Source organism: Xylophilus sp. Leaf220 (assembly GCF_001421705.1).
Taxonomy (GTDB): domain Bacteria; phylum Pseudomonadota; class Gammaproteobacteria; order Burkholderiales; family Burkholderiaceae_C; genus Xylophilus.
Genome location: NZ_LMKO01000013.1, coordinates 1 through 25,085, shown reverse-complemented (window position 1 = coordinate 25,085; position 25,085 = coordinate 1). Strand labels below are relative to the sequence as shown.

Genomic DNA, 25,085 nt, shown 5'->3' with positions numbered 1-25,085 from the left:
GGCGCCTGCGTAGGAAAGAGGGAAAAAGCTGATGAAAGAAGAAACCGTGTTGAGTGCGCATCCTGTGTCCGACGCGATGCGGGCGACCGTCATGGAGAACCTGGCCGTGCTGGAGCGCAGATACGAGGTGAAGGTATTGTTCGCCTGCGAGTCGGGCAGCCGTGGCTGGGGATTCGCATCGCCGGACAGCGACTACGACGTCCGTTTCGTCTACGTCAACCGGCTGCCCTGGTACCTGACCGTGGAGGCTGGCCGCGATGTCATCGAACAGCCCATCAGCGGGGAACTCGACATCAGCGGCTGGGACCTGCGCAAGACGCTCCAGTTGCTGCGGGAATCCAATCCGACGCTGCTGGAGTGGCTGCGCTCGCCCATCGTCTACCAGCAGGAAGCAGACTGGACCTCGCGTCTTCGCGCGTTGGCCCAAGACGGTTTCTCGCCGGTGCGGTGCTACCACCACTACGTGTCGATGGCCAGGAAGAACCTGCGGGAGCATCTCTATGGCGACGTGGTCCGGTTCAAGAAATATCTCTACGTGTTGCGGCCCTTGCTGGCAGCCCGCTGGATTCGCGAGGGGTGGGGCATGCCTCCGATGCGGTTCGCCGAGCTTGCAGGCCGCATATTGAGGGATGGCACGGTGTTGGCGGAAGTCAACGCGTTGCTGGAGGTCAAGATGCGGGCCGGCGAGTCTGCGACCAGCCCTCGATGGGTTGGCATACACGACTTCATCGAAGCGGAACTGGCAGATGCCTCGGGCCATATGCCCGACCAAGAGCCGAAGGCGCAACGGCAGCCGCTCGACCGGTACCTGCACGATGCGGTGTTGCACTTCGACTCCCGCGCCCCACACAGCAGAGAAGAACATGATTGAAATCGATGGCTCCGTCGGCGAGGGCGGAGGACAAATCCTGCGCACCTCGCTGGCCCTGTCCATGTGCACGGGCCAGCCTTTCGCGCTGCGCAGGATTCGCGCGGGCCGCGCCAAGCCGGGCCTGATGCGCCAGCACCTGACCTGCGTCAACGCTGCGACCGAGGTTTCCGGCGCCGAAGTACACGGCGCCGCCTTGAACTCGCAGTCGCTGCACTTCACGCCGGGCGCGGTGCGCGCGGGTGACTACGCCTTCAACGTCGGCACGGCGGGAAGCTGCACGCTCGTCCTGCAGACCTTGTGGCCCGCTTTGCTGATGGCAGACGGGCCGAGCCGGCTGAAGCTCGGGGGTGGAACGCACAACCCCATGGCGCCGCCGTTTCATTTCTTGGAGCGTAGCTATGCGCCGCTGCTGCGCAAGCTCGGCGCGGAGGTGGAGCTTCGGCTTCGTCGTCTGGGGTTCTACCCGGCCGGCGGCGGCGAGATCGAAGCCACGATCCTGCCGGCGCAGGATCGGCTCGAGCCATTCGATCTGACCGATCGGGGTGCCGATGGGGAGGGCTATGCCGAATGCTTCGCGCCGGCACTTGCGCGCTCTATCGCGCGTCGCGAACTGCAGCAGGTGGGTGCCAGCCTGGGCTGGAACGCCGACCAGTTGCGCCAGACGCCGGCCCGACAGAACGAAGGCCCCGGCAACGCGATGTTGGTCACGCTGCCCTACGAGCACCTCACCGAGGTCTTTACCGCCTTCGGCGAAAAGGGTGTCAGTGCCGAGCAAGTGGCGCAAGAAGTCGTGCGTCAGGTGCGAGAGCACCGGGCGAGCGCCGCCGCGCTGGGCCCTCACCTGGCCGACCAGTGGGCACTGCCCTTGGCTTTGGCAGTGCATCAGCGCGGGGGAGCGGCGACCTTCACCTGCACCGCGCTGACGCCGCATGCGACTACGAACTTCGATGTGATCGAGCGGTTCCTGCCGGTGCGGTTCACGAAGACATCGCGGGCAGACGGCTTTACGGTAATGGTTTCCGCGCGCTAGCCACCGCCCTGATACGGTCATTCAGACACTTTGCCTATAAAGAAACAGCAATTTATTTGTTGGAAGAATAAGTGCGGGCTTGAATAATCGTTTTCCGCATATTTGTCGCCGGACGATCCCCGCTTCCCCTTCCATGAATTTCCAGCAACTGCGCTCCGTGCGCGAGACCGTGCGATGCGGCTTCAACCTCACCGAGGTGGCGCAGGCGCTGCACACCTCGCAGCCCGGCGTGAGCCGGCAGATCCGCGAGCTGGAGGACGAGCTCGGCATCGTGCTGTTCGTGCGGGCCGGCAAGCGCCTGACCGGCCTGACCGAGCCCGGCGCGCATGTGCTGCCGATCATCGAGCGCATCCTGCAGGACAGCCGCAACCTGCGCACCGCCAGCCAGGAGTTCGTCGCGCAGCAGCAGGGCCAGCTCTCGATCGCCGCCACCCATTCGCAGGCCCGCTACGCGCTGCCGACGGCGGTGCACGAGTTCCGCACCCGGTTTCCCGACGTGCGGCTCAACCTGCACCAGGGATCGCCGCGCCAGGTGGCCGAGATGCTGCTCTCGGGCGAGGCCGACGTCGGCATCGCCACCGAGGCGCTCGACAGTTACGACCTGCTGCTGGCGTTGCCCTGCTACCGCTGGACCCATTCGGTGGTCGTGCCGCGCGGCCATCCGCTGGAAGCGGGCCCGCTCACCCTGGCCCGTCTGGCCGAGTTTCCGCTGATCACCTACGACAACGGCTTCACCGGCCGCACCCACATCGACGGCGCCTTCGCGCAGCAGGGCCTGGTGCCCGACATCGTGCTGTCGGCGATGGACGCCGACGTGATCAAGACCTACGTGGCCCTCGGCATGGGCGTGGGCATCGTCGCCTCGATCGCCTACGAGGACGAGCGCGACACCGGCCTCTCTGCCCGCGACGCCGGCCTGCTGTTCGGCATCAACCTCACCAAGCTGGCGGTGCGGCGCGGGGCGTACCTGCGCGGGTACGTCTACTCGTTCATCGAATCCTTCGCGCCGACGCTGGCGCGCAGCGTGGTGGAGCGGGCGCTGCAGGACGACACGCCGGGGGCGCAGTACGAAATCTAGAGGTGCGAGCAGGTCGGTCGGGTGCGGGCGTGGCCGACCGACCTGCTGGATGATCGAGTCACGACCGCCGCTGCCCGGTCTTGTCCCCTCTCCCTCTGGGAAAGGGCTAGGGTGAGGGCCTCGCGTCGATCAGGCACCACGCCTCGAACCTACCGGGCGCGGCCCTCACCCCCGCCCTCTCCCAGGGGGAGAGGGAGCAAGACCGAAGAGGCGCCGCGCGGCCCGCATCCGCACTCGAACACCCGCATATTTCCCTCTCCCCACCGGGGGAGAGGGCTAGGGTGAGGGCGTGCGCACCCCAGCGACCCTCACCCCAAGCCCCGTAAGCTCTCCTCATGGGATTCGCGCTTCTCTTCTCCGGCCAGGGCCTGCAGTCGCCCGCCATGCTTCCGTGGCTCGACGACGATGCCCCCGCCGTCCAGTCACTGGCCGCCCATCCCGGCACCGCCCCCGCCTTCGCCATGCCCGGCGGCTGGCGCGCGTCGCTGGCCGATGCCGACTTCGCCGGCCGCAACGCCTTCGCCCAGCCGCTGCTGACCGGCCTGGCGCTCGCCGCCTGGGCGCAGCTGGCGCCGCACCTGCCGGCACCGGCCGCCATCGCCGGCTACAGCGTCGGCGAGCTGCCGGCCTTCGCCGCGGCGGGCGTGTTCGATGCGGGCACCGCCCTCGCACTGGCCGCGCAGCGTGCCGAGGCGATGGACCGTTGTGCCGCGGCCCAGCCGCCGACCGGGCTGCTGGGCGTTTCGGGCTTGACGGCCGTGGCGCTGGACGCGCTGTGCGCCCGCTTCGGCCTGGCGGTGGCGATCCGCAGCGGTGCCGCGACCGCGGTGCTGGGCGGGCCGCGGCCGGCGCTGGCCGATGCGGCCGATGCCGCCCGGGCCGCGGGCGCGCACGCCACGCCGCTCAACGTGGCGCTGGCCTCGCACACCCGGTGGATGCAACCGGCGGCGGCCGGTTTCGCGCAGCGGCTGGCCGATGTGCCGATGCTGCCGCCGCGCGGCGCCTTGTTCTGCGGCTTCGCCGGTGCGCGGCGGGTGGCCGTGGCCGACCTGCGCCACGCCCTGGCCGCCCAGATCGACCACACCGTGCGCTGGTCCGACTGCATGGACGGCATCGCCGAGCGCGGCGTGCAGCGCGTGCTGGAGATCGGCGCGGGCAGTGCGCTGGCACGGCTGTGGAACGAGCGGCATCCGTCGATCCCGGCGCGGGCCGCGGACGAATTCCGCAGCGCGGCGGCGGTGCAGGCCTGGCTGGCGCGGGCCGATGCCTAGCGCCCGGATTTCGAAAGAAAGAGGGCTGTGGCCGGCGTGTGGAGCCGGCTTCCAGCTATCTAATTAATAGCAAAAGGATGAAGAACGGACGGCTGTGCGGCTGGAACGGTGGCGGGTTGTGCGGCGCACCGCGGTGGGCGCCATCCGACTCCGATCCCGGAACGAGGCCGGTCCCGCGGCCGGCCTGTCGCACCGCGAGGGCCGGCCGTGCCGCCTCACGCGCCGCGCGGTCCGCTGCGCCCCAGCAGCGCCCACAACAGCAGCGCGCCGAAGGTCGCCGTCCCGATGCCGCCGAGGGCGAAGTCGCCGAAGCGCAGGGTGAAGTCGCCGGTGCCCAGCACCAGGGTGATCGCGGCCACGATCAGGTTGCGGTTCTGCGAGAAGTCGACCCGGTTGTCGACCCAGATCTTGGCGCCCGCCACCGCGATCAGGCCGAACACCACGATGCTCACCCCGCCCATCACCGCCAGCGGGATCGCCTGGATCACCGCGCCGAACTTGGGGCTGAAGCCCAGCACGACGGCGATGGCAGCGGCCACCACGAACACCGCGGTGCTGTAGATGCGGGTGGCGGCCATCACGCCGATGTTCTCGGCATAGGTGGTGACGCCGGTGCCGCCCACGCCGCCCGAGAGCATCGTGGCCACGCCGTCGCCGATGAAGGCGCGGCCGATGTACGGGTCCAGGTTGCGGCCGGTCATCGCATTGACCGCCTTCAGGTGGCCCAGGTTCTCGGCCACCAGGATCACCGCCACCGGGGCGATCAGCAGCATCGCGTGGCCGCTGAACACCGGCGCGGTGAACGACGGAATGCCGAACCACGGCGCGGCGGCCACGCCCGCCAGGTTCACCGGCGTGCCCAGGCCCAGGCCGTTGGTCAGCACCGCGTACAGCAGGCTGGCGACGACCAGGCCCACCAGGATCAGGAGCCGCTGCACCATGCCGCGGGTCAGCACCGCGACCAGGCCGACGCAGAGAAAAGTGAGCGCCTGCATCCAGCTGTCGAAGTTGGTCGGCGCCATGTTCTTCACCGGGATCGAGGCCAGGTTGAGGCCGATCACCGCCACCACCGCGCCGGTCACGACCGGCGGCATGCAGCGCTCGATCCAGCCGGTGCCCACCACCTGCACCAGCAGGCCGATCAGCACGTATACCGCGCCGCAGGCCACGATGCCGCCGAGCGCCACCGCCAGGTTGGCGTTGGGGCCCTTGCCCGCATAGGCGGTGGCGGCGATCACCACGCCGATGAAGGCGAAGCTCGAGCCGAGGTAGCTGGGCACCCGGCCGCGGGTCAGCACGAAGAAGATCAGCGTGCCGATGCCGCTCATCAGGATGGCGATGTTGGGGTCGAAGCCCATCAGGATCGGCGCCAGAACGGTCGAGCCGAACATGGCCACCACGTGCTGCAGGCCCATCGCGCCGGTCTGGGGCCAGGGCAGGCGCTCGTCGGGCGCCACCACGGCGCCTTCGGCGGGCGTCGTCTCGCGCCAGCGGGGGAAATACGGTTCGGCCACGGGGGTCTCCTCGGTCGGTGTTGTGAGCGGTTGTGAATTGCCGGCAGTGTAGAGACAAGCGGGGGTAAGGTCGCCTGCCGCAACAGACTCGAATGGACACCCACGTGCAGCGCAGGAACAAAGGCTGGATCGCCCTCGGCGTCGGGGTGGGCGTGCTGGGCGCGGTCGCCCTCGGCATCGCGGCCTGGATACCGTCCGAGGCCGAGCTCGCCCGCATGGCCGAGGCCAAGGTCGGCGCCGCGGTGGGCGTGCCGGTCACCATCGGCAGGCTGCACTGGCAACTGCTGCCGACCGCCCAGGTGGTGGTGGAGGACGTGCGCGCCGCACCGGACGCGGCCGACGTGCCGCCGCTCACCATCGGCCGCATCGTGGCCGAACCCAAAATCGGCCGGCTGCTGCGCGGCAGGATCGCCTTCGGCCGGCTGGTGGTGGAAGACGCCTCGCTGCCGCAGCCGGCGATGTCGGGCTTCAAGGTGCAGCAGGACATGGCCCAGGCCGGCGGCGGCCGGCTGCAGCCCGATGCCATCCCGCTGGAGCATGCCGAATTCCGCAACGTGCGCTGGGTGTCGCGCCAGGGCAAGGCGCTCGCGTACGAGGGCGATGTCGATTTCGACCCCGGCTGGCGGCCGCGCCGCGGCACCCTGGTGCGCAGCGGCGCGCCCACCGACACCCGGCTGCTGCTGACCCGCCAGGGCCGGGAAGACCGCTGGGTCGCCGAGATCCATGCCGGCGGCCGCACCGAGCAGGCCACGCTCGACCTGCAGGAAAAGGACGGCGGCTACCAGGTGCGCGGCACGCTGGACTTCCGGCAGGTCGACCTGGTGCCCCTGATGGCCGCCTTCGAGCGCAAGTCGCCCATCGCCGGCAAGGCCACCGGCCACACCGACCTGCGCGCCCAGGGCGCCGACCCGGGTGCGCTGCTGCGCTCGGCCCACACCACCACCCGTTTCTCGTTACAGCCTGCCACGCTGCTCACCTTCGACCTGGAGGCGGCGGTGAAGAGCGCCGGCACCCACCGCGGCGGCACCACCAAACTGGACCAGCTCACCGGCACTGTGGAGACGCAGAGCGACCCCGGCGGCATCATCGTCCGCTACACCGACCTGAAGGCGAAATCGGGCGTGCTGACCGCCACCGGCGAGGCGACGCTGCAGAACCGGCGCATCAAGGGTGACGTGGCGATCGACATCGTCGACGGCGTGGTGGGCCTGCCGCTGCAGTTCGGCGGCACGATGGACGACCCGACGCTGTCGCTCTCGGCCGCCGCGCTGGCCGGCGCGGCCGTCGGCACCGCGGTGGCGCCGGGCCTGGGCACCGCGATCGGCGCGCGGGTCGGCGAGACGATCCGCAAGATCTTCGGGGCCGACGAGCCCGAGAAGCCGCAGCCGGTGCGGTGAGAAGCTGGCGCCGCTCGCGGCTCGGAAAGTGCGAAGGAACGGTAGCGGGCAAGCCTGCGTGTGCAGCGAGGACCGGAGCCGTACTTCGGTGCGGTGAGGACCGCAGCTGCGCAATCGGGATGCGCAGCAGGTTCTCGCGTACTTTCTAGTTCGTTTCCTGCAGGGCGTCGCCCAGCGCGCTCACCAGCCGGTCGATCTCGGCCTTCTCGGAGATGAAGGGCGGCGCCAGCTGAATCGTGTCGCCGCCGTAGCGCACGTAGAAGCCCTTCTTCCAGCACGCCATCGCCACCTCGTAGGGCCGGCGGGCCGGCTCGCCGGGAAGGGCGGCGATGGTGAAGCCGGCGGCCAGGCCGTAGTTGCGGATGTCGACGACGTGTTTCGCGCCCTTCAGGCCGTGCACCGCGTTCTCGAAGTACGGCGCCAGGGTGCGCACCCGGCCGATCATGTCTTCCTTCTCCAGCACGTCGAGCGCGGCCAGGCCGGCGGCGCAGGCCACCGGGTGGGCCGAGTAGGTGTAGCCGTGCGGGAACTCCAGCATGTACTCCGGCCCGCCCGCGGCCATGAAGGTGTCGTAGATCTCCTTGCTGGCGATCACCGCGCCCAGCGGCTGGGTGCCGTTGGTGATCTGCTTGGCGCAGTTGAGGATGTCGGGCACCACGCCGAAGGCGTCGGCGCCGGTCATCGCGCCGGAGCGCCCGAAGCCGCTGATCACTTCGTCGAAGATCAGCAGGATGTTGTGCGCGGTGCAGATCTCGCGCAGCCGCTGCAGGTAGCCCACCGGCGGGATCACCACGCCGGCCGAGCCCGAGAAGGGCTCGACGATCACCGCCGCGATGTTGCTGGCGTCGTGCAGCGCGACCATGTCGAGCAGCCGGTCGGCCAGCTCCGCGCCGGTGGCGGGCTGGCCGCGGCTGAAGGCGTTGCCGGGCAGCTGGGTGTGGGGCAGGTGGTCGGCCTCGATGCCCTGGCCGAAATGCTTGCGGTTGCCCACCATGCCGCCGACCGAGATGCCGCCGAAGTTGACACCGTGGTAGCCCTTCTCGCGGCCGATCAGCCGGGTCTTGCCGGCCTGGCCCTTGGCGCGCCAGTAGGCGCGTGCCATCTTCAGCGAGGTGTCGGCGGCTTCCGAGCCCGAGCCGGTGAAGAACACGTAGTCCAGGCCCGCGGGCGTCAGTTCCTTGAGCCTGTTGGCCAGCGCGAAGGAGCCGGGGTGGCCGTGCTGGAAGGCGGGCGCGTAGTCCAGCGTGTGGATCTGGCGGCTGACCGCCTCGGTGATCTCGGGCCGGCCGTGGCCCAGGCCGGTGCACCAGAGGCCCGACAGGCCGTCGAAGATCTTGCGGCCTTCGTGGTCGGTGAAGTAGGCGCCCTGCGCCGCCACGACCATCCGCGGATCGGCCTTGAAGTTGCGGTTGCCGGTGAACGGCATCCAGTGGGCGTCGAGCCAGGCGGCGTCGGTGCGCACCGGCGCGGTCTGCGGTTCGTGGGCGGGCGGGGCGATGGCGGTCATGGCGGGTCCTGCGGGTGGAGGAGGGAAAAGGCAGCGCTATTGTTCGCCGCCTGCTTGCTTGTGAAAATGGCGCAATATCAATGTTCACTTGACGTTCCATGCAAGCAAACACACCGACCAAGGCGCGCGCCGTGCTGGGCCAGCTCAGCGACATGGACCTGCGCCTGCTGCGGGTCTTCAAGGCGGTGGCCGACTGCGGCGGCATGGCCGCGGCCGAACTGGAGCTGAACATCGGCACCTCCACCGTCAGCCGGCACGTCAAGGACCTGGAGACGCGGCTGGGCCTGCTGCTCTGCCGCCGCGGCCGGGCGGGCTTCGCGCTGACGGCCGAGGGCCAGCGGGTGTACGAGGAGACCGAGCGGCTGCTGTCGGCGGTCGATGCGTTCCGCGGCGGCATCGACGACATCCACCGGCGCATGGGCGGCCAGCTGGCGGTGGCGGTGTTCGACAAGACCGCCAGCAACCCGCAGGCCCGCATCGGCGAGGCGATAGCGCGCTTCGCCGACCGGGCGCCCGGGGTGGCGCTGCAGATGCACGTGGCCTCGATCAACGCGATCGAGCGCGGACTGATCGACGGCAGCTTCCAGGTCGGCATCATCCCGGCGCACCGGCCCTCGCAAAGCCTGGTCTACGACGACCTGTTCACCGAATCGATGCTGCTTTACTGCGGCGCGGGCCATCCGCTGTTCGGCGCCCACCATGCCGGGCTGGACTGGGACGGCCTGCGCGCCTGGGGCTTCGCCGGGCTGGGCTACCACTCGCCCAACATGGAGCTGAGCCACGGCGCCCGGCTGCCGCGTAAGGCCACCGGCTTCGACCAGGAATCGATCGCCACGCTGATCCTGTCGGGCCGCTACCTGGGTTTTTTGCCCGACCACTATGCCGAGGCCTTCGAGCGCTCCGGCCGGATGCAGGCGGTGGCGCCCGCCCGGCTGCACTACCAGTGCCGCTTCGTCGGCATGCTGCGCCGCTCGCCGCAGCCGCCGCGGGCGGCGCAGGCGTTCCGGGAGTGCCTGCTGGAGGCGCATACGGCGGGCGCCACCGCCGCCGCTGCCTCGGCACCGTCCGTCAGTCGGGCTTGATGCCGGCGCGGGCGGCCACGGCGCGCATCTGCGGCAGTTCCTTCTCGATCCGGGCGGTCAGGGCGGCGCCGTCGCCGGGCGTGGGCACCAGGCCCAGGTCCTTCATCTTTTGCTGGATCGCGGGCTGGGCCGACACGTCGGCGAGCGCCTTCTCCAGCGTCTTGCGGGTCTGCGGCGGCAGGCCGGCGGGCGCCAGGAGGGCGAACCAGGTGCCCATGTCGAAGCCGGGGTAGCCGCTCTCGGCCACGGTGGGCACCTGCGGCAGCAGCGGCAGGCGCTGGGCCGACAGCACCGCCAGCGGCTTGATCCGGCCGGCCTTGATCAGCGGGGTGGAGGCGACCACCGTATCCACCGCCACCTGCACCTGCGCGCCCATCAGCGCATTGAGGCTGGGCGCGCTGCCGTTGAACGGGATGTGGACCATCTTCGCGCCGGTGGCGGTCTTGAGCATCTCGGCACCGAAATGCACCGACGAGCCGGTGCCGAACGAGCCGTAGGAGAAGCGGTCGGGCTCGGCCTTCGACTGCGCGACCAGCTCCTGCAGCGTGCCGGGCCCGGTGGGCGTGGCGACCAGCAGCAGCGGCATGTCGGCCACCAGGCCCAGCGGCGTGAAGCTGCGGACCGGGTCGTAGCTGATCTGCTCGCGGATCGCCGGGTTCAGCGTGAGCGTGGTGCTGGCGCCCAGCAGCAGGGTGTAGCCGTCGGGCGGCGCCTTGGCGACCAGGCCCGCGGCCAGCATGGTGCTGGCGCCGGGCTTGTTCTCGACCACCACCGGCTGGCCCAGCTTCTCGCCCAGGGCGACCGCCAGCACCCGGCCCAGCACGTCGGTCGCGCCGCCGGCCGCGAACGGGATCAGCAGCTTGACCGGCCGCTCGGGAAACGCGGCCGTCTGGGCCGCCGCCGGGAGGGCGGACGCGGCCAGCGCGCAGCCGGCCAGCAGGCAGGAGAGGAAGCGGGAACGGCGCAGGGGGGTCATGGGAACTCCTGGAAGGGGATGCGGGGCGAGGGCGAGACGGAAAGCGGTTCTCTCAGCCGAGCAGCGGGCTGCGCACGCGCGCATGGCCGGCGGCCTGGTCGTAGGCATGGCCGATCTGCAGCAGCGCGAAGTCCGACTGCGCGGGCCCCAGGATCTGCAGGCCCATCGGCTGGCCGGCGGGGCCGAAGCCGGCCGGCGCGCACAGGGCGGGCAGCCCGGCCAGGGTGGCCGGCACCACCACCTCCATCCAGCGGTGGTAGGTGTCCATCGCCTGGCCGCCGACGGCGTGCGGCCAGTCGAGCGCGGCGTCGAACGGGAACACCTGCGCGCCGGGCAGCACCAGGTAGTCGTAGGTCTCGAACAGTTGCCGCAGCACCTGGTACCAAGCCGAGCGGTCCGCCGCGGCGCGGTAGACGTCGGGACCGGAAAGGGCCAGGCCGCGCGCGATCTCCCAGACCGCCTCGGGCTTGAGCAGCGCGCGCCGGGCCGGGTCCTGGTAGAGCGCCGCGTTGGCGCCCGCCACGTTGAAGCTGCGCAGGTCGATCCAGGCGCGCCACATGCGCTCGAAGTCGAATGCGGGCGTCACCGCCTCCACCCGGCAGCCGAGGGTCTCGAAGTGCGCCAGCGCGCGGGTGCAGACCTCCAGCACGCCGGGCTCTGTCGCCAGGTGGCCGCCCAGGTCGCCCAGCCAGCCGATGCGGCTGCCGCCGAAATCGCGCGCCAGCGGTGCGGTGAAGCGGGCGGGGTCGTCCTGCCGGCGGGTGAGCGGCAGCCGGGCGTCGAAACCCGCCTGCACCGACAGCAGCAGCGCCAGGTCGGGGATGTTGCGGGCCATCGGCCCAGCCACGCTGAACTGCTGGAAGAAGGCCTCTTCGGTCGGCCCGTGCGGCACGCAGCCGAACGAGGTGCGCAGGCCGTAGACGTTGTTGAAGGCGGCGGGCGTGCGCAGCGATCCCATCATGTCGGAGCCGTCGGCCACCGGCAGCATGTGCAGCGCCACCGCGCAGCCGGCGCCGCCGCTGCTGCCGCCGGCCGTCAGGGCCGGATCGAACGCGTTGCCGGTGGCGCCGTACACCGTGTTGTAGGTGTGGCCGCCCAGCCCGAACTCCGGCGTGTTGGTGCGGCCGACGAAGACCGCGCCGCCCGCGCGCATCCGCTCGAACACCACCGCGTCGGTGGTCGAGACCTGGCCCGCGAAGAGCGGCGATCCCTTGGTGGTGACCATGCCGGCCGCCGGCATGATGTCCTTCGGCGCTTGCGGAAAGCCGTGCAGCGGGCCCAGCCATCGGCCGGCATCGAGCTGCGCGTCGCGCTCGGCCGCCAGCGCCTGCAGGGCCTCCCGCGGCTGCTGCGCCACGAGGGCGTTGACCTGCGGGTTGAGCCGGTCGATCTGCGCGAGGTAGGCGTCGAGCACCTCGGTGCAGCGCAGTTCGCGCTGTCGGATCGCCTGCGAAAGCGCGACCGCGTCGAGGCCGACGATGCCGCCGGGCGGACTGTCGGGGGCAGGTGTGGCGATCGGGGGCGTGGTGGGCTGCATGGCTTTTTTTATCGGGGTGTCCGCGGCCATCCTATGAACCCGCGGGCCTTGCGACAATCACTATTTCCGCACGGCTGCCTTGCGTTAAAGGCACACCGCTCCATCGGCCCGCCCTTCCAGGAATCCGTCCAGACCATGCAAGCCGCCCAGCTCCAAGACACCGCCCTGCGGTATTTCCTCGAGGTGGTGCGCTGCGGCTCGGTCGCCGAGGCCGCCAAGCGGCTCTGCGTGTCGGGCTCGGCCGTCAGCCGCCAGATCGCGGGGCTGGAGGCGCTGCTCGACGTGGTGCTGTTCGACCGCCGGCCGCGCGGCATGGTGCCGAGCGCCGCAGGCGAGCTGCTGGCGGTGCATGCCCGCCGCAGCGCGCTGGAGGCCGAGCGGGTGGTGGCCGACATGCAGGGCCTGAAGGGCCTGCGCCGCGGCCGGGTGCGGCTGGCCAGCTCGCCCGGATTCGCCATCGAGTTCCTGCCGCACGCGATCGGCGACTTCCGCCAGCGCTTTCCCGGCATCCAGTTCCAGCTGCAGGTGGCCAGCCCGGCGGAGGTGACCGTCGCCGTGCTGCACGGCGACGCCGACATCGGCCTGACCTACAGCCGCGCGGCCGAGCAGGGCATCGCCGTCGCGCACCGCCAGACCGCGCCGGTGCTGGCCGTCATGCGGCCCGACCATCCGCTGGCCCCGCTGCGCAGCGTGACGCTGGCGCAGATGCATCCGCACCCGATAGCGCTGCCCGACCGGGCCAACACGGTGCGCCAGCTGTTCGACATCGGCTGCAGCCACCGCGGCCTGGTGTTCGAGCCGGTGCTCACCAGCAGCAGCTTCGAGGCGCTGACCCACTACGTGCTGCATACCGGCTGCCTGTCGATCTCCGGCGAGATCACCGTGCGCCACCGCATCGCCCGGGGCGAGCTGCACGGCGTCGCGATCCGCGAGCGCGGCATGGACGGCCGGGTGATCGAGCTGCAGACCCTGGCCGGCCGCACCCTGCCCGAGGGTGTGCGGAGCTTCCTGCAGTTCCTGAAGCAGCAGCTGCCGGTGCCGCCAGCGACGGGCGAATGACCGTAGATCCAGTTCTTGCTATTGATTAAATAGCATGCTGTCGGCGACTGGCGCCGGCTGCAGCCCTGAAGGGCGTAGAAACCGGACCTGCGGTCAGAAATGGTGCCGCAGCGACACCAGCACCGTGCGCGGCGTGCCCGGCACGATCTGCGCCGCGCTGGTGGCGGTCGCCCAGTAGCGGCGGTCGGTCAGGTTGCTGATCGCCATCTGCAACTCGGTCGGGCCGAAGCGGTAGCCCACCAGCGCGTCCACCCGGGCATAGCCGGGCAGGCGCACCAAGTTGTCGCGGTCGGCGTAGCGCTCGCCGACGTAGACCACGCCGCCGTCGGCGTAGAGGCCCTGGCGCGGCGCGTAGCTCAGGAACACGCTGCCGTTGCGCGGCGAGGTGTTGGTCGGCCGCTTGCCGGTGTAGCGCGGCTCGGCGCGCACCACCTCGGCGTCCTGGAAGGCCATGCCGCCACGCACGAACCACTGCGGCGCCAGCCGTCCCGACAGGCCCGCCTCCAGCCCGCGCGAGCGCTGCAGGCCGGTCAGGATCACCTTGCCCGGGTCAACGGGGTCGGTGGTGCGGCGGTTGTAGAGCTCCAGCTGGTAGAGCGCCACGGTGCTCGACAGCGCGCCGTCCAGCCAGTCGCTCTTCACGCCGGTCTCCACCTGGCGGGTGAATTCGGGATCGAGGTCGTTGCCCGACGCGCCCGGCGTGATGCCGATCAGCCCGCCGCCCACCGGCGCGAAATTCTTGGTCCAGGAGGCGTACACGCTGTGCGCGGGCACCGGCGTCCAGACCACGCCGATGCGCGGGCTGACCGAGCTGCTGCTGCGCGCCTCCTGCCGCCCGGTGAGGCGGGAGGACGAATCGATCTCGAAATGGTCGTAGCGCGCGCCGACCAGCAGCTTCCACTGCGCGGCGAGGTCGATCTGGTCCTGGATGTAGGCAGCGCGGGTGTTGACCCGGTGGCGGTTGTCGGCATTGTTGGCCAGCGCGGCGACCGAGCGGCCGGCGACCAGATCGGGCGCCGCCAGGTCCACCGACGGCGCGGCGGCGTTGCGCAGCAGCGAGTCGCGCGCCTGGGCGCCGGCCTCCACCCCGACCAGCAGCTGGTGGCGCATGCCGGCGAGGGTGCGGCGGCCGGTGAGCTCCACTGTGTTGAGCAGGTTGCGCTGGTGCAGGTCCTGCGTCCAGCGCTGGCGCGAGACGGCCACCGCGCGGGTGCGGGCGTTGCGCAGGCTGTCGGTCGGGTAGGTGTTGTCGAAGGTGCTGTGCAGCGCGATGTAGCCGAGCGTGTAGCGCAGCGACCAGTCGCCGTCGAAGGCATGCGTCCAGGTCGAGCGCACCGACTGCACCTCGTCGCGGATGAAGTCGCGCGCCGGGTCGCCGTAGGTGTTGGCGATGTTCACGCCGGTGGGCAGCGCGTAGCCCGACAACGTGCCGGCCGGGCTGCCGGCGGCGGGCGCGGTGCGCACCGACGGGATGCCGCGGTCGGGCGTGCGGTCGTAGAGCGAATAGTTGTACTGAAGCAGCCAGCTGCTGCCCTGGCCGTCGTCCCAGCGCAGCGAAGGCGCCAGCGCACGGCGCTGGCCCGAGACGCCGTTGCGGAAGCTGTCGGCGTCCTCCGCACTGGCGCTGATGCGGGCCGACCAGCGCTCCGACACCGGCCGGTTGATGTCCACCGTCCCGCCCCGCAGGCCGTAGGAGCCGGCGCGCAGGTCCACCCGGCCGAAGGCATCGGCCCGCGGCTGCTTGCTGATGCGGTTGACCACGCCGCCGCCGCTGCCGCGGCCGTAGAGCACCGCGGCCGGTCCCTTGAGCACCTCGATGCGGTCGATCGTCGTCAGGTCGCGCACGTACTGCGCGTCGTCGCGAATGCCATCCAGGAACAGGTCGCCGCTGCCCGAGAAGCCGCGCACCACCAGGCCGTCGAAGCGGGTGTCGGCCGCGTTGTCGATGCCCGGCACCCCGGTCAGCGCCGCGCCCAGCGTGGTCTGGCCGTAGTCGAGCGCCTTGTCGACCGAGACCGATTCGATGCTCTGCGGAATCTCCTTGGCCGGCGTGTCGGTGCGGGTGGCGGTGGAGACGCTGCGCGGCCGCACGTCGGCGCCGGGCGCATCGGCGCTGCCGGAGACCCGCACTTCGGGAAGGGACGACTGCGCGCGGGCGGCCAGGGAAAGGGAGAGAAAGGGCGCGCCCAGCAGCGCACCCGCTGCCAGCAGGGGCAGGGAGGTTTTCATGGAAGAGCAGGGGGAGAAGCAAGAGCCGCACGGGCCCGGGTCAGCACGCAAACACCGCGGTGGCTGGTCCGGGCGGATGGCGAATGGCAAGGGTGCGGCTGTTACAGACTGTCGATTGTAGTTACTTAAAAAGAACTATTCGCATTCTCCCCGTGCGCTACGAGGGCGGCTAGGAGGCTTGCGGCAGATAGACCGGCCGTGCCGCGGTCAGGCCCTGCTTCACCTGCAGCGTCAGTTCGTCGGCCAGCACCTCGTCGGCACCCGCCTCCAGGCCGTCGAGGGCGCGCGCCACGATCGCCTCGGGGCTGGACTTGGGCACGTCGAAGCCGCGGGTCAGGTCGGTGTCGACGTAGGCCATGTGCAGGCCCAGAACCTGCGTCTTCTGCGCGGCCAGCTCGTGCCGCAGCGCGTTGGTCATCGACCAGGCGGCCGACTTGCTGGCCGAGTAGGCGGCCAGCTCGCCGCCGTTGATCCACGCCACCACCGACAGCACGTTGAGCAGCCCGCCGCCGCCGTGGGCCGCCAGGATCGGCGCGAAGGCCCGGGTGACGCGCAGCAGGCCGAAGACGTTGGTCTCGAACATGCGGCGCGTCACCTCCTCGCTGTCGGCCGCCAGGAAGCCGCCCGGCTGGGCGATGCCGGCGTTGTTGACGACCAGCGTCACGTCGGACGCCTGCGCCGCCGCGGCGGCCACGTCGGCTGCGGAGTTCACGTCCAGCCGCAGCGCCTGGACGCCCGGAAGGGTGACGCTGGCCGGGTCGCGCGCGCCGGCGTAGACCTTGCGGGCGCCGCGGGCCAGCAGTTCGCGGGCGAAGGCCTGGCCGATGCCGCGGTTGGCACCGGTGACGAGGACGACGGCGTTTTCGATCTTCATGGAACACTCCAGGGTTGGGAACAAGAACAGGGAGGGAAAAAGGGGGGGAGGGCGGTCACACGACCTTGACGACGACCTTGCCCTTGGCGCGGCCGGCCTCGACATAGGCCAGCGCCTCGTTGGTCGCGGCGAACGGGTAGACCCGGTCGACCACCGGCCGGATCGCGCCCGCCTCGACCAGCCGGGCGATCTGCCGCAGCTGGGCACCGTCGGCCCGCATGAACAGGAAGGCGTAGGCCACCCCCCGGCGGCGCGCCCGGCGGCGGATGCCGCTGCTCAGCGCCCGCATGGCCAGCCGAACGACGGCCGGCGCCTGGATCGATGCACCGAAGGCCGGGTCCGGCGGGCCGGAGATCGAGACCAGCGTGCCGCCCGGCTTCAGGATGCGCAGCGATTTCTCCAGCGTGGCGGCGTCCTGGCTGTTCAGCACAACGTCGTAGCCGTGCAGCAGGGTCTCGAAATCCTGTGTCTTGTAGTCGATGACCAGGTCGGCGCCCAGGTCCTTCACGAAGGCGGCGTTGGCGGCGCTCGCCGTCGTGGCCACGTAGGCGCCCAGATGCTTGGCCAGCTGGATCGCGAAACTGCCCACGCCGCCCGAGCCCGCCTGGATGAAGACCTTCTGCCCCTTCTGCACCCGGGCCGTCTCCACCAGCGCCTGCCAGGCGGTCAGGCCCACCAGCGGCAGCCCGGCGGCCTCCTCCATCGTCAGGCCGGCGGGCTGGGCGGCCAGCGACGCTTCCTTCACGGCGATGCGCTCGGCGAACCCGCCGATGCGGAAGTCGTCCGGCCGGGCGTAGACCGCGTCGCCCGGTTTGAAGCGCTGCACCGCCCGCCCCACGCGCAGCACGGTCCCGGCCACGTCGTGGCCCAGCACCAGCGGCGGCCGGTAGGGCAGGATCTGCTTGAACTCGCCGTTGCGGATCTTGGCGTCGAGCAGGTTCACGCCGGCCGCATGGACCTGCACCAGCACCTCGTCGTCGCGGAACTCCGGCTCGGGAATGTCCGACAGTTGCAGCGCGCGCCGCTTGCCGTAGCGTTCGAGGACGAATGCCTTCATGGTGCTTCTCCGAAGTGGGATGGGGGCCTGCCGTCAGGCGCGTGCGCACCATGGCATTGCAGCGTCGGCGTGCTCGTCCGACGGCAGCGAATTGAAATGATGATCGTCATATGAAAAGACAAAGAAATAGGACGCGAGGCGGTGGGCGACAGCCGTTCAACCGGCGTTGGCGATCAGGTGCGCCAGCGCCGCATCGCGCAGGCCGTCCGACAGCGCAGGCTCGTCCACCGCCCGGGCCAGCAGCAGGGCGCCGACCATGGTGGCCATCGTCACCATCGCACGCTCGTGGGCGGCGGGCCGGCCCCAGTCGGGCGACTGGCGGGCGATCTGGTCGATCGTTTCCTTGATGTGCCGGGTGGCGATCCGGCGCACCTCCGGTGCCTGCCGGGCCGTCTCGGCGCCCAGGGCGGCCAGCGGGCAGCCGTTCTCGACCTGCGCGAGGTGTTCCTTCGACAGGTACGCCGCGAGGAACGACGCCAGCGCCTGGCCGGGCGCCGCATCCGCGGTCATGCGGGCTGCCGCGGCGGCCGATTCGGCACAGGCCCGGCCCGCGGCCTCGGCCAGCATCGCCTCGCGCGAATCGAAGTGGGCGTAGAACGCGCCGTGGGTCAGGCCCGCCTCCTTCATGATGTCGGCCACACCGGTCCCGTCGTACCCGCTGCGCCGGATCGCCCGCGAAGCCACGGACACGATGCGGTCGTGCGTTTCTTCCTTGGCGAGCGCGCGGGCGGTGGACTTGCTGTTTCGCATGATGTGCATCATACAGAAATCAGGAGGTATCTCAAATCGCGTTTCGTACGGCATCTCCACTTGGCAACGCCCGTGCAGGCCGACCGTCGGAGGTAGATGCCTGCGCTGCTCACCACAGCCGCATCAGTCGTCCGGTCTTTACTTCGCGCTGTTCACCGCATCCAGGATCACCGCCGCCACCTGGGCCGGCTGCGACTGCTGGGGCACGTGGCTGGCGTTCAGCGTCGTGACCTTGGCGCCGATGGTGGCGGCCATCGCGGTCTGCTGGGCGGGCTGGATCATGTGGTCCCGGCTGCTGACGATGAACCACGACGGCTTGGTCTTCCAGGCGGCGACGGTCACCTTCTGCTCGAACGCCTTGCCGTTGATCGGGCCCTGCGTGGCGGTCATGACGGCGGTGGTCTTGGCGGGCAGGTCCTGCGCGAAGTGTTTGGCGATGCCTTCCTGCGTCATCTTGAGGTAACCGGCGGCGTCGGCCGTGATGTGGGCGAAGCCGGGTGCGGGCGGATAGGCCTTGCCCAACTCGCCCCCGGCCTGGCCCGCGTCGGGTGCCAGCGCGGCCACGTACACCAGGCCCGAGACCTTCGGGTCGTCGCCGGCCTGGGTGATCACCACGCCGCCCCACGAGTGGCCGACCAGTACCACCTTGCCGGGCTGCGCGGCCAGCGCGCGCTGGGTGGCGGCCAAGTCGTCCTCGAGCGAGGTCAGCGGGTTCTGAACCGCGACGACGTTCACGCCCTTGGCCTGCAGCAGCGGAATGAACTTGGCCCAGTCGGAGCCGTCCGCGAAGGCGCCGTGCACGATGACGACCGACGGCTTGGCGGGAGCCTGCGCGAAGGCGGGCGCGGCAGCTGCGACCAAAGCGATGGAGGCAAGAACGGCGGTGGATTGAAACTTCATGGCGAGACTCCGGTGGAGGAATGAAAGTGAGAGAGAGGGGGCGATCCGGTGCGCCGCCGCTGCCAGGAGCCGGTCAGGCCGGTGGCACTGGCCGCTTCCATCCCGATTGCAGGCGACGGGCCGCGACTATAACATTGCGAACAATTAAGTTGCACGCAATATAGTTTATCGGGTCGTTTCTGTATCTGCATGCACAGCCATTCACCACACAAACCTACGGGCTGCCAACTAGGGGCAATGCGCATGGCGCGGCGCCGGGGTTGCGGCAGGATGCGGCGGCCTCCGTCGTCGTGCGTGCCATGTCGGCTGCGGTGCGCCCCCTCGTCCGATCCCGCCCTTCTCCAGGAGCCCTCTATGTCCCGTAACCTCGACCGCCGCCGCGCGCTGCTCACCGCCTCGGCCTTCTGGGGTGCGGGGCTGCTGCCGGCGATGGCCCAGGCGCCGGCCTGGCCGGCCAAGCCGCTGCGGCTGGTGGTGCCGTTCCCGGCGGGCGGCACCAGCGACATGCTGGGCCGCACGATGGCCGCCGAACTGTCGAGCGCGCTGGGCCAGCCGGTCGCGGTGGAGAACATCGCCGGCGCGGGCGGTGCCACCGGCAGCGCGCTGGTGGCCAAGGCACCGGCGGACGGCTACACGCTGCTGCTGTCGGGCATCGGCCACAACGCGATCGCGCATGCGCTGGACCCGGCCCCGCCGTACAAGGAAGAGACCGATTTCATCCACATCTCGCAGCTCAATGCCGGGCCCAACGTGCTGGTGGTGCCGGTCGGCTCGCCGCTCAGGACGCTGGCCGAGCTGATCGACTTCGCCAAGAAGAACCCCGGCAAGCTGACCTATGCGCAGGTCAATGCGTCCTCGGGCCACCTGGCGATGGAGCTGCTGCGCCAGACGCTGACCACCTGCGTGGGCGCGGCCGCCGCCAACAACTGCAGCAGCCCGTCGTTCACCGGCGTGCAGTTCGCGGGCGGCGGGCCGGCGTTGGCGGGCCTGCTCGACAACCAGGTGTCGATGATGTTCACCAACCAGGACGCCGCCGCGCCGCATGTGCGCAGCGGCAAGCTGCGCGCGCTGGCGGTGACCAGCCTGTTCCGCAACCCGCTGCTGCCCGACGTGCCCAGCGTGTCGGAGTCCGGCTATCCCGGCTTCTCGGCGGTATCGTGGGCCGGGCTCTCGGTGCCGGCGGGCACGCCCGCGCCGATCGTGGCGCGGCTGGAGGACGAGATGACCCGGCGCTTCAAGGGCACGCCCGCGGGCCGCAAGCTGGAGGAGGCGGGCTTCGTGGTGGTGGCCTCCCGCTCGGCCGACTACACCGCCTTCGTGCGCGCCGAATCGAGCCGCTGGGGGCGGGTGGTGCGGGCGGCGGGCATCAAGGCGGGCTGATCCCGGCCCCGCCGGGGCCTACGGCGCGATGTAGCGCCCGGGCCGGTGGTTGATCGCGATGATCAGGTTGAGCACCACCGCGCCCGCCACCGAGTACAGCACCTGCCGCGCATCGGCCACCGCGAAGGCCGCGCCGAAGATGCAGGCATCGACCGCCATCTGGAACCGGCCGGCGCGCCAGCCCCAGCGCTCCTGCAGCCACAGCGCCAGCACGCCCAGGCCGCCCAGGCTGGCGCGGTGGCGGAACAGCACCAGGAAGCCCGCGCCCAGCACCACGCCGCCGGCCAGCGCCGCATAGGCCGGCTCCAGCAGGGCGAAGCGCAGCACCCGCGGCTGCAGTTCGCTGGCCGCCGAGAGCAGCGCCACCGCGGCGAAGGTCTTGAGGGTGAAGGCCGCGCCCATGCGCCGCGCGGCCAGCCAGTAGAAGGGCAGGTTGAGCAGGAAGAAGCCGGTGCCGAAGGCCAGGCCGGTGGTGCGCTCCAGCAGCAGCGCGATGCCGGCGGCGCCGCCCGCCAGCAGGCCCGCGTCGCGGAACATCGCCAGCCCGAGCGAGACCAGGCACACGCCCACCAGCAGCGCCAGCGCGTCCTCCAGCCGGCTGTGGCGGCCCGAGGGCAGGGGGCGGTGCGCGGAAGGGTCTGCGGGCATGGCGGCGCGGAATGGTGGCGGGGGGTGGTCAGTCGACCACGATCTTCGCGCGTTGCGCCAGGGCGCGGTAGCGGGCGATCTCGGTGTCCATCTGGCGGCGCAGCGCCGCGGGGCCGACCAGAACCGGCTCCAGGCCCTGCGCCTCGAACTGGGTCTTGAGGTCGGGGTCGGCCATCGCGGCGGTCACCTCGCGCAGCAGCCGCTCCTGGACCGGGGCCGGCGTGGCCGCGGGCGCGGCGATCGCGTACCAGCCGTCGAAGCTGGCATCGGGCAGGTTCTGCTCGGCCATGGTGGGCACGCCGGGCAGGGCGGCGGCGCGGGTGGGGCCGAAGATCGCCAGCGGCCGGATCTTGCCGGCCTTGATCTGCGGCCCTGCGCTGGTGGCGGTGTCGATGCTCAGCTGCAGCTCGCCGCCGATCAGCGCCATCATGGCCGGCGCGCTCCCGCGGTAGGCCACGTCCTGCAGCTTGATGCCGGCGCTGATGGCGAACAGCTCGCCGGCCAGGTGCGGTGCCGAGCCGGTGCCGAAGGTGGCGTAGTTGAAGGTGCCCGGCGCGGCCTTGGCGGCGGCGACCAGCGCGGCCAGGGTGCGGTAGGGCGACTCGGCGTTCACGCTCAGCACCAGCGGCGCGCGGGCCACCATCGCGATCGGGGCGATGTCCTTCTCGGGGTTGTAGGGCAGCCGGGGCCGCAGCGCCGCGTTGACGGTGTAGCTGGACGAGCCCGACACCAGCAGCGTGTAGCCGTCTGACGGCGCCTTGGCGACCGCGTCGGTGCCGATCACCGAGGCCGCGCCCGGCCTGTTGTCGATCACCACCGGCTGGCCGAGGCGCGCCGAGAGCTTCTGCCCCAGCACCCGGGCCACCACGTCGGTGCCGCCGCCGGGTGGGAACGGCACCACCAGCCGGATCGGCTTGGCGGGCCAGGCGTCTGCCGCATGCACCGGCACGGCCGGGGCCAGGGCGCAGAGCGCGGCGGCGGCGGCGCAGGCCAGGGCCGCGCGGCGGCGGGAGAGGGCGGTGGGCGTGGAAACAGGCATGGCGGTGCTCCGGTGGCGAAGAGGGGTTGGACGATCAGGAAAGCGAAGGCGCCGCGTCGGCGCGCGATGGCGCATCGGCGGACGGGGCGGGTGCGGCCGGTGCGGATATCGATGCGGATGCGGATGCGGATGCGGATGCCGATGCCGATGCCGATGCCGATGCCGCATCGGCATGCCACGGCAGGCCCTGCGCATCGCCCAGGTCCCAGTACAGGCCGGCCATGATCTGCAGGCCCTCGCGCACCACCGGCACCAGCAGGTGCTCGTGCGGCGCATGCTGGGCGCAGCCGGGGTAGGAGTGCGGCACCCACAGGGTGGGCAGGCCCAGCACGTCGGCGAAGAGTTCGTTGGGCAGCGAGCCGGCCAGGTTGGGCAGGATGGCCGGCGGCCGGCCGCAGGTGGCTTCGATCGACCGCGCGGCCCAGCCCACCCAGGGGTGGTCGACGTCGAGCCGGGTGGCGCCGCCGGCCAGGGTGATGGCCACCTCCATCTCGGGGAAGCCGTGCACGTCGAGGTGCTCGCGCACGATGGCGGCCAGGTCCTGCCACGGCGTGCCGACGACGAAGCGCAGCTGGCAGTGGGCCACCGCCTCGGGCGGTATCGCGTTGACCGGCCGCTGCGGGTTGCCGGCGCCCAGCGACAGCACCTCCAGCGTGTTCCAGGCCATCAGCCGCTCGGCCGGCGTTAGGCCGGGCTCGCCCCATTGCGCGGCGATCTCCGGGTCGCCCGCGTCCTGGCCGACCGGCACGTCGGCCAGGACGCGGCGCACCGCGGCCGACACCGGCGGCGGGCGCAGGCCCGCGACTGTCAGGCGGCCGTGCCGGTCGGCCAGCGTGGCCACCGCGTGCGCCATCACCGTCGCCGGGTTGGTCAGCACGCCGCCCCAGTTGCCCGAGTGGTAGCCGCGCTCGCGGCTCTTCAGCCGCAGGGTGAAGTTGACCGCGCCGCGCGAGCCCAAGAACAGCGTGGGCCGCGTGGCGCCCACGCGGGGGCCGTCGCTGGCCAGGAACAGGTCGGCCCGCAGCAGCGTGTCGCGGTACTGCTCGCACACGGTGCGCAGGCCGGGCGACGCGGCCTCCTCGCCCATCTCCAGCAGCAGCGTCGCGTTGTAGCCCAGGCGGCCGCCGCGCGCGCCGATCACCGCCGCCAGCGCGGCGATGTTGATGCTGTGCTGGCCCTTGTTGTCTGCGGTGCCGCGGCCGTACCAGCGGTCGCCCACGGCGGCCAGCGCGAAGGGCGCCAGGCCGTCGCGCCACTGCGCGGTCTGGCCGCTCACCACGTCGCCATGGCCGTAGCCGAGCACCGTGGGCAGCGCCGCGTCCTCGATGCGCCGCGCGACCAGGAACGGCCCGCCGGCGGGTTCGGGGTTGGGCAGCACGGTGCAGTCGAAGCCCAGCGCCCGCAGCGCCGGCACCATCTCGTCGTGCAGGTAGGGTGCGAGCGTTTCGGGCGCGGCGCCGGCGTCGCTCTCGGTGCGCATCGCCACGCGGCGCTGCAGGTCGCGAAACAGGTGGCCGTCGTCCAGGGCGGCGGTGGCGGAGGCGATGCAGGCGGTGCGGGTCATGGTGTGCGGGGTCGAGGTGGCCGTGGTGCAAGCAAGTTTGGCGCCGCGCGGGGCCTGCCACAATGAGAGATTAGGCAACGGGGTGTTGCCGAAAAGAGAGAACCAGCCGAGGCCCGCCATGCAGCCGCATCTGTTCAGCATCCCGGTGCGCTACTTCCTGGAAGTGGCCGAGGCCGGCTCGGTCAACCAGGCGTCGAAGCGCCTGTACGTGGCCGCCTCGGCCGTCAGCCGGCAGATCGGCAAGCTGGAGGAATCGCTCGGCCTGGCGCTGTTCGAGCGCGCCGCCTCGGGCATGGTGCTGACCGCCGCCGGCCACGGCCTGCTGGCCCATGTGCGGGCCGGCCACGACGAGGCGGGCCGGGTGGTGCAGCAGCTGCAGGGCCTGGCCGCGCAGGCGCGGCGGCAGTTGCGGCTGGCATGCACCGAGGGCTTCTCGTCGGGCCTGATGCCGGGCGTGGTGGCGGATTTCCGGGCGCTGCATCCGCAGGCCGAGATCGAGTGGTGGGTGCTGTCGCCTGCCGAGGTGGTGCGCCACCTGCAGCAGGGCGAGGCCGACATCGGCCTGCAGTACAGCCTGGCCCCCGAGCCCGGCCTGGAGGTGCTGCATGCCGCCCGCGCCCCGGTGGTCGCCCTGATGCGGCCGGACCATCCGCTGGCCGCGCAGGTGCGGGTGGCGGTGGCCGACGTGGTGCGCTACCCGCTCGCGCTGGGCCCGCCGGGCATGACGGCGCGGCGTCTGTTCGACCTGCGCTGCAACGTGCTGGGCCTGCGCTACCGCACGGCGATGGTGAGCAACGTATCGGCCGCGCTGATGGCCGACGTGCGCGGCGAGGACATCGTGCTGGCCGGCACGCTGACCGCCGCGCCGCTGCTACGGGCCGGGGTGCTGGTGGCGCGGCCGTTCAGCGATGTGCAGATGCGGCAGCGGATGCTGCAGGTGGTGGGGGCGGTGGGGCGCAGGGGGAGCGGGTTGGAGGGGGTGTTCGTGGCGCATGTGGTGGGGGCGTTGCGGGGGGTGGTGGGGGGTGGGGGTGTTGCTCCGGCTGCACTTGCGCGTAAGCGGGGGTGAGGGCCGAGCCCGGGCTGCGATCCACTGACGGCGGTTTGGCCCGCGCCCGGCTGCCCGGACTTGCTCCCTCTCCCTCTGGGAGAGGGTGGGGGTGAGGGCCGCGCCCGGCTGACAGCCTCAGCTGCTGTTCGTGGAAACACTGCACGTGTTGAATTCGGAGGCGGGGATTTCGCCCCCGCGGGCGAGTCACTTCTTTTGCTTCGCCAAAAGAAGTAACCAAGAAAAGGCGACCCCACGTGCTGCGTCCCTCCGC

General features: G+C 71.3%; 21 protein-coding genes. 9 read left to right on the top strand and 12 right to left on the bottom strand.

Translation table 11 applies throughout. From position 1 onward, the window contains the following. The first annotated feature begins 31 nt into the window (after positions 1–31). From ASE76_RS11470 to ASE76_RS11455, 4 genes are all read left to right on the top strand, one after another. Entirely contained in the window at positions 32–871 is an 840-nt protein-coding gene (locus tag ASE76_RS11470) for a nucleotidyltransferase domain-containing protein (protein WP_055839401.1), read from the top strand. Continuing rightward, complete coding sequence (gene rtcA / locus ASE76_RS11465; protein WP_055839399.1) at positions 864–1,901, top strand: RNA 3'-terminal phosphate cyclase; 1,038 nt, start codon at positions 864–866, stop codon at positions 1,899–1,901. The genes ASE76_RS11470 and rtcA overlap by 8 nt, the downstream gene beginning before the upstream one ends. 133 nt (positions 1,902–2,034) lie before the next feature. After that, positions 2,035–2,979, top strand: a complete 945-nt coding sequence (locus ASE76_RS11460; RefSeq protein WP_055839397.1) for a CysB family HTH-type transcriptional regulator — start codon at positions 2,035–2,037, stop codon at positions 2,977–2,979. 335 nt (positions 2,980–3,314) lie between these two features. Beyond that, positions 3,315–4,250, top strand: coding sequence for an acyltransferase domain-containing protein (locus ASE76_RS11455; RefSeq protein ID WP_055839393.1), 936 nt, complete (start codon positions 3,315–3,317; stop codon positions 4,248–4,250). 215 nt (positions 4,251–4,465) lie between these two features. Here ASE76_RS11455 and ASE76_RS11450 read toward each other — a convergent pair whose 3' ends face one another. Beyond that, on the bottom strand, positions 4,466–5,764 hold the full coding sequence (locus tag ASE76_RS11450) for a solute carrier family 23 protein (protein ID WP_055839390.1): 1,299 nt from the start codon (positions 5,762–5,764) through the stop codon (positions 4,466–4,468). Positions 5,765–5,856: 92 nt separating this feature from the next. On the opposite strand from ASE76_RS11450, the gene ASE76_RS11445 reads away from it, so the two are divergent. Beyond that, on the top strand, positions 5,857–7,161 hold the full coding sequence (locus ASE76_RS11445; protein ID WP_055839387.1) for an AsmA-like C-terminal region-containing protein: 1,305 nt from the start codon (positions 5,857–5,859) through the stop codon (positions 7,159–7,161). A 145-nt stretch (positions 7,162–7,306) separates the two neighbouring features. Here the strand turns inward: ASE76_RS11445 and ASE76_RS11440 are convergent, their stop codons facing one another. Beyond that, positions 7,307–8,668 (bottom strand): aspartate aminotransferase family protein, encoded by a 1,362-nt coding sequence (locus ASE76_RS11440; protein WP_055839384.1) that lies wholly within the window; start codon positions 8,666–8,668, stop codon positions 7,307–7,309. A gap of 98 nt (positions 8,669–8,766) precedes the next feature. Between ASE76_RS11440 and ASE76_RS11435 the strand changes: the two genes are divergently transcribed. Further along, positions 8,767–9,750, top strand: coding sequence for a LysR family transcriptional regulator (locus tag ASE76_RS11435; protein ID WP_055839381.1), 984 nt, complete (start codon positions 8,767–8,769; stop codon positions 9,748–9,750). On the opposite strand, the gene ASE76_RS11430 is transcribed toward ASE76_RS11435, so the two are convergent. Further along, positions 9,737–10,726 carry a tripartite tricarboxylate transporter substrate binding protein gene (locus ASE76_RS11430; RefSeq protein ID WP_055839378.1) on the bottom strand — a complete coding sequence of 330 codons (990 nt, stop codon included), beginning with the start codon at positions 10,724–10,726 and terminating at the stop codon, positions 9,737–9,739. The two genes, ASE76_RS11435 and ASE76_RS11430, sit on opposite strands and share 14 nt — an antisense overlap. A 52-nt stretch (positions 10,727–10,778) precedes the next feature. Next, positions 10,779–12,263 (bottom strand): amidase, encoded by a 1,485-nt coding sequence (locus ASE76_RS11425; protein WP_055839375.1) that lies wholly within the window; start codon positions 12,261–12,263, stop codon positions 10,779–10,781. Between the two features lie 135 nt (positions 12,264–12,398). Between ASE76_RS11425 and ASE76_RS11420 the strand changes: the two genes are divergently transcribed. Beyond that, on the top strand, positions 12,399–13,322 hold the full coding sequence (locus ASE76_RS11420; protein ID WP_055839374.1) for a LysR family transcriptional regulator: 924 nt from the start codon (positions 12,399–12,401) through the stop codon (positions 13,320–13,322). Between the two features lie 93 nt (positions 13,323–13,415). Here the strand turns inward: ASE76_RS11420 and ASE76_RS11415 are convergent, their stop codons facing one another. From ASE76_RS11415 to ASE76_RS11395, 5 genes are all read right to left on the bottom strand, one after another. Beyond that, positions 13,416–15,551, bottom strand: a complete 2,136-nt coding sequence (locus ASE76_RS11415) for a TonB-dependent siderophore receptor (protein WP_055839371.1) — start codon at positions 15,549–15,551, stop codon at positions 13,416–13,418. 169 nt (positions 15,552–15,720) lie between these two features. After that, positions 15,721–16,425, bottom strand: a complete 705-nt coding sequence (locus tag ASE76_RS11410; RefSeq protein WP_055839368.1) for an SDR family oxidoreductase — start codon at positions 16,423–16,425, stop codon at positions 15,721–15,723. Positions 16,426–16,480: 55 nt separating this feature from the next. After that, the gene (locus ASE76_RS11405; RefSeq protein WP_055839364.1) at positions 16,481–17,482 is read right to left on the bottom strand and encodes an NADP-dependent oxidoreductase; all 1,002 of its coding nucleotides are present in this window, start codon (positions 17,480–17,482) and stop codon (positions 16,481–16,483) included. Positions 17,483–17,638: 156 nt separating this feature from the next. Beyond that, positions 17,639–18,244 carry a TetR/AcrR family transcriptional regulator gene (locus tag ASE76_RS11400; protein ID WP_055839361.1) on the bottom strand — a complete coding sequence of 202 codons (606 nt, stop codon included), beginning with the start codon at positions 18,242–18,244 and terminating at the stop codon, positions 17,639–17,641. A 126-nt stretch (positions 18,245–18,370) separates the two neighbouring features. Then, positions 18,371–19,132: an alpha/beta fold hydrolase gene (locus tag ASE76_RS11395; protein ID WP_055839358.1), complete on the bottom strand. Its 762-nt coding sequence runs from the start codon at positions 19,130–19,132 to the stop codon at positions 18,371–18,373. A 354-nt stretch (positions 19,133–19,486) separates the two neighbouring features. Between ASE76_RS11395 and ASE76_RS11390 the strand changes: the two genes are divergently transcribed. Further along, positions 19,487–20,512, top strand: a complete 1,026-nt coding sequence (locus ASE76_RS11390) for a tripartite tricarboxylate transporter substrate binding protein (RefSeq protein ID WP_055839356.1) — start codon at positions 19,487–19,489, stop codon at positions 20,510–20,512. A gap of 18 nt (positions 20,513–20,530) precedes the next feature. On the opposite strand, the gene ASE76_RS11385 is transcribed toward ASE76_RS11390, so the two are convergent. From ASE76_RS11385 to ASE76_RS11375, 3 genes are read right to left on the bottom strand one after another with little or no spacing between them, the layout of a single operon-like run. Next, positions 20,531–21,160 carry a YitT family protein gene (locus ASE76_RS11385; protein WP_055839352.1) on the bottom strand — a complete coding sequence of 210 codons (630 nt, stop codon included), beginning with the start codon at positions 21,158–21,160 and terminating at the stop codon, positions 20,531–20,533. A gap of 28 nt (positions 21,161–21,188) precedes the next feature. Next, positions 21,189–22,199, bottom strand: a complete 1,011-nt coding sequence (locus tag ASE76_RS11380; RefSeq protein WP_055839348.1) for a tripartite tricarboxylate transporter substrate binding protein — start codon at positions 22,197–22,199, stop codon at positions 21,189–21,191. A gap of 34 nt (positions 22,200–22,233) precedes the next feature. Beyond that, the gene (locus ASE76_RS11375; protein ID WP_082448383.1) at positions 22,234–23,763 is read right to left on the bottom strand and encodes a M20 family metallopeptidase; all 1,530 of its coding nucleotides are present in this window, start codon (positions 23,761–23,763) and stop codon (positions 22,234–22,236) included. 118 nt (positions 23,764–23,881) lie between these two features. Between ASE76_RS11375 and ASE76_RS11370 the strand changes: the two genes are divergently transcribed. Then, positions 23,882–24,832: a LysR family transcriptional regulator gene (locus ASE76_RS11370; RefSeq protein ID WP_055839345.1), complete on the top strand. Its 951-nt coding sequence runs from the start codon at positions 23,882–23,884 to the stop codon at positions 24,830–24,832. Positions 24,833–25,085 lie beyond the last annotated feature (253 nt).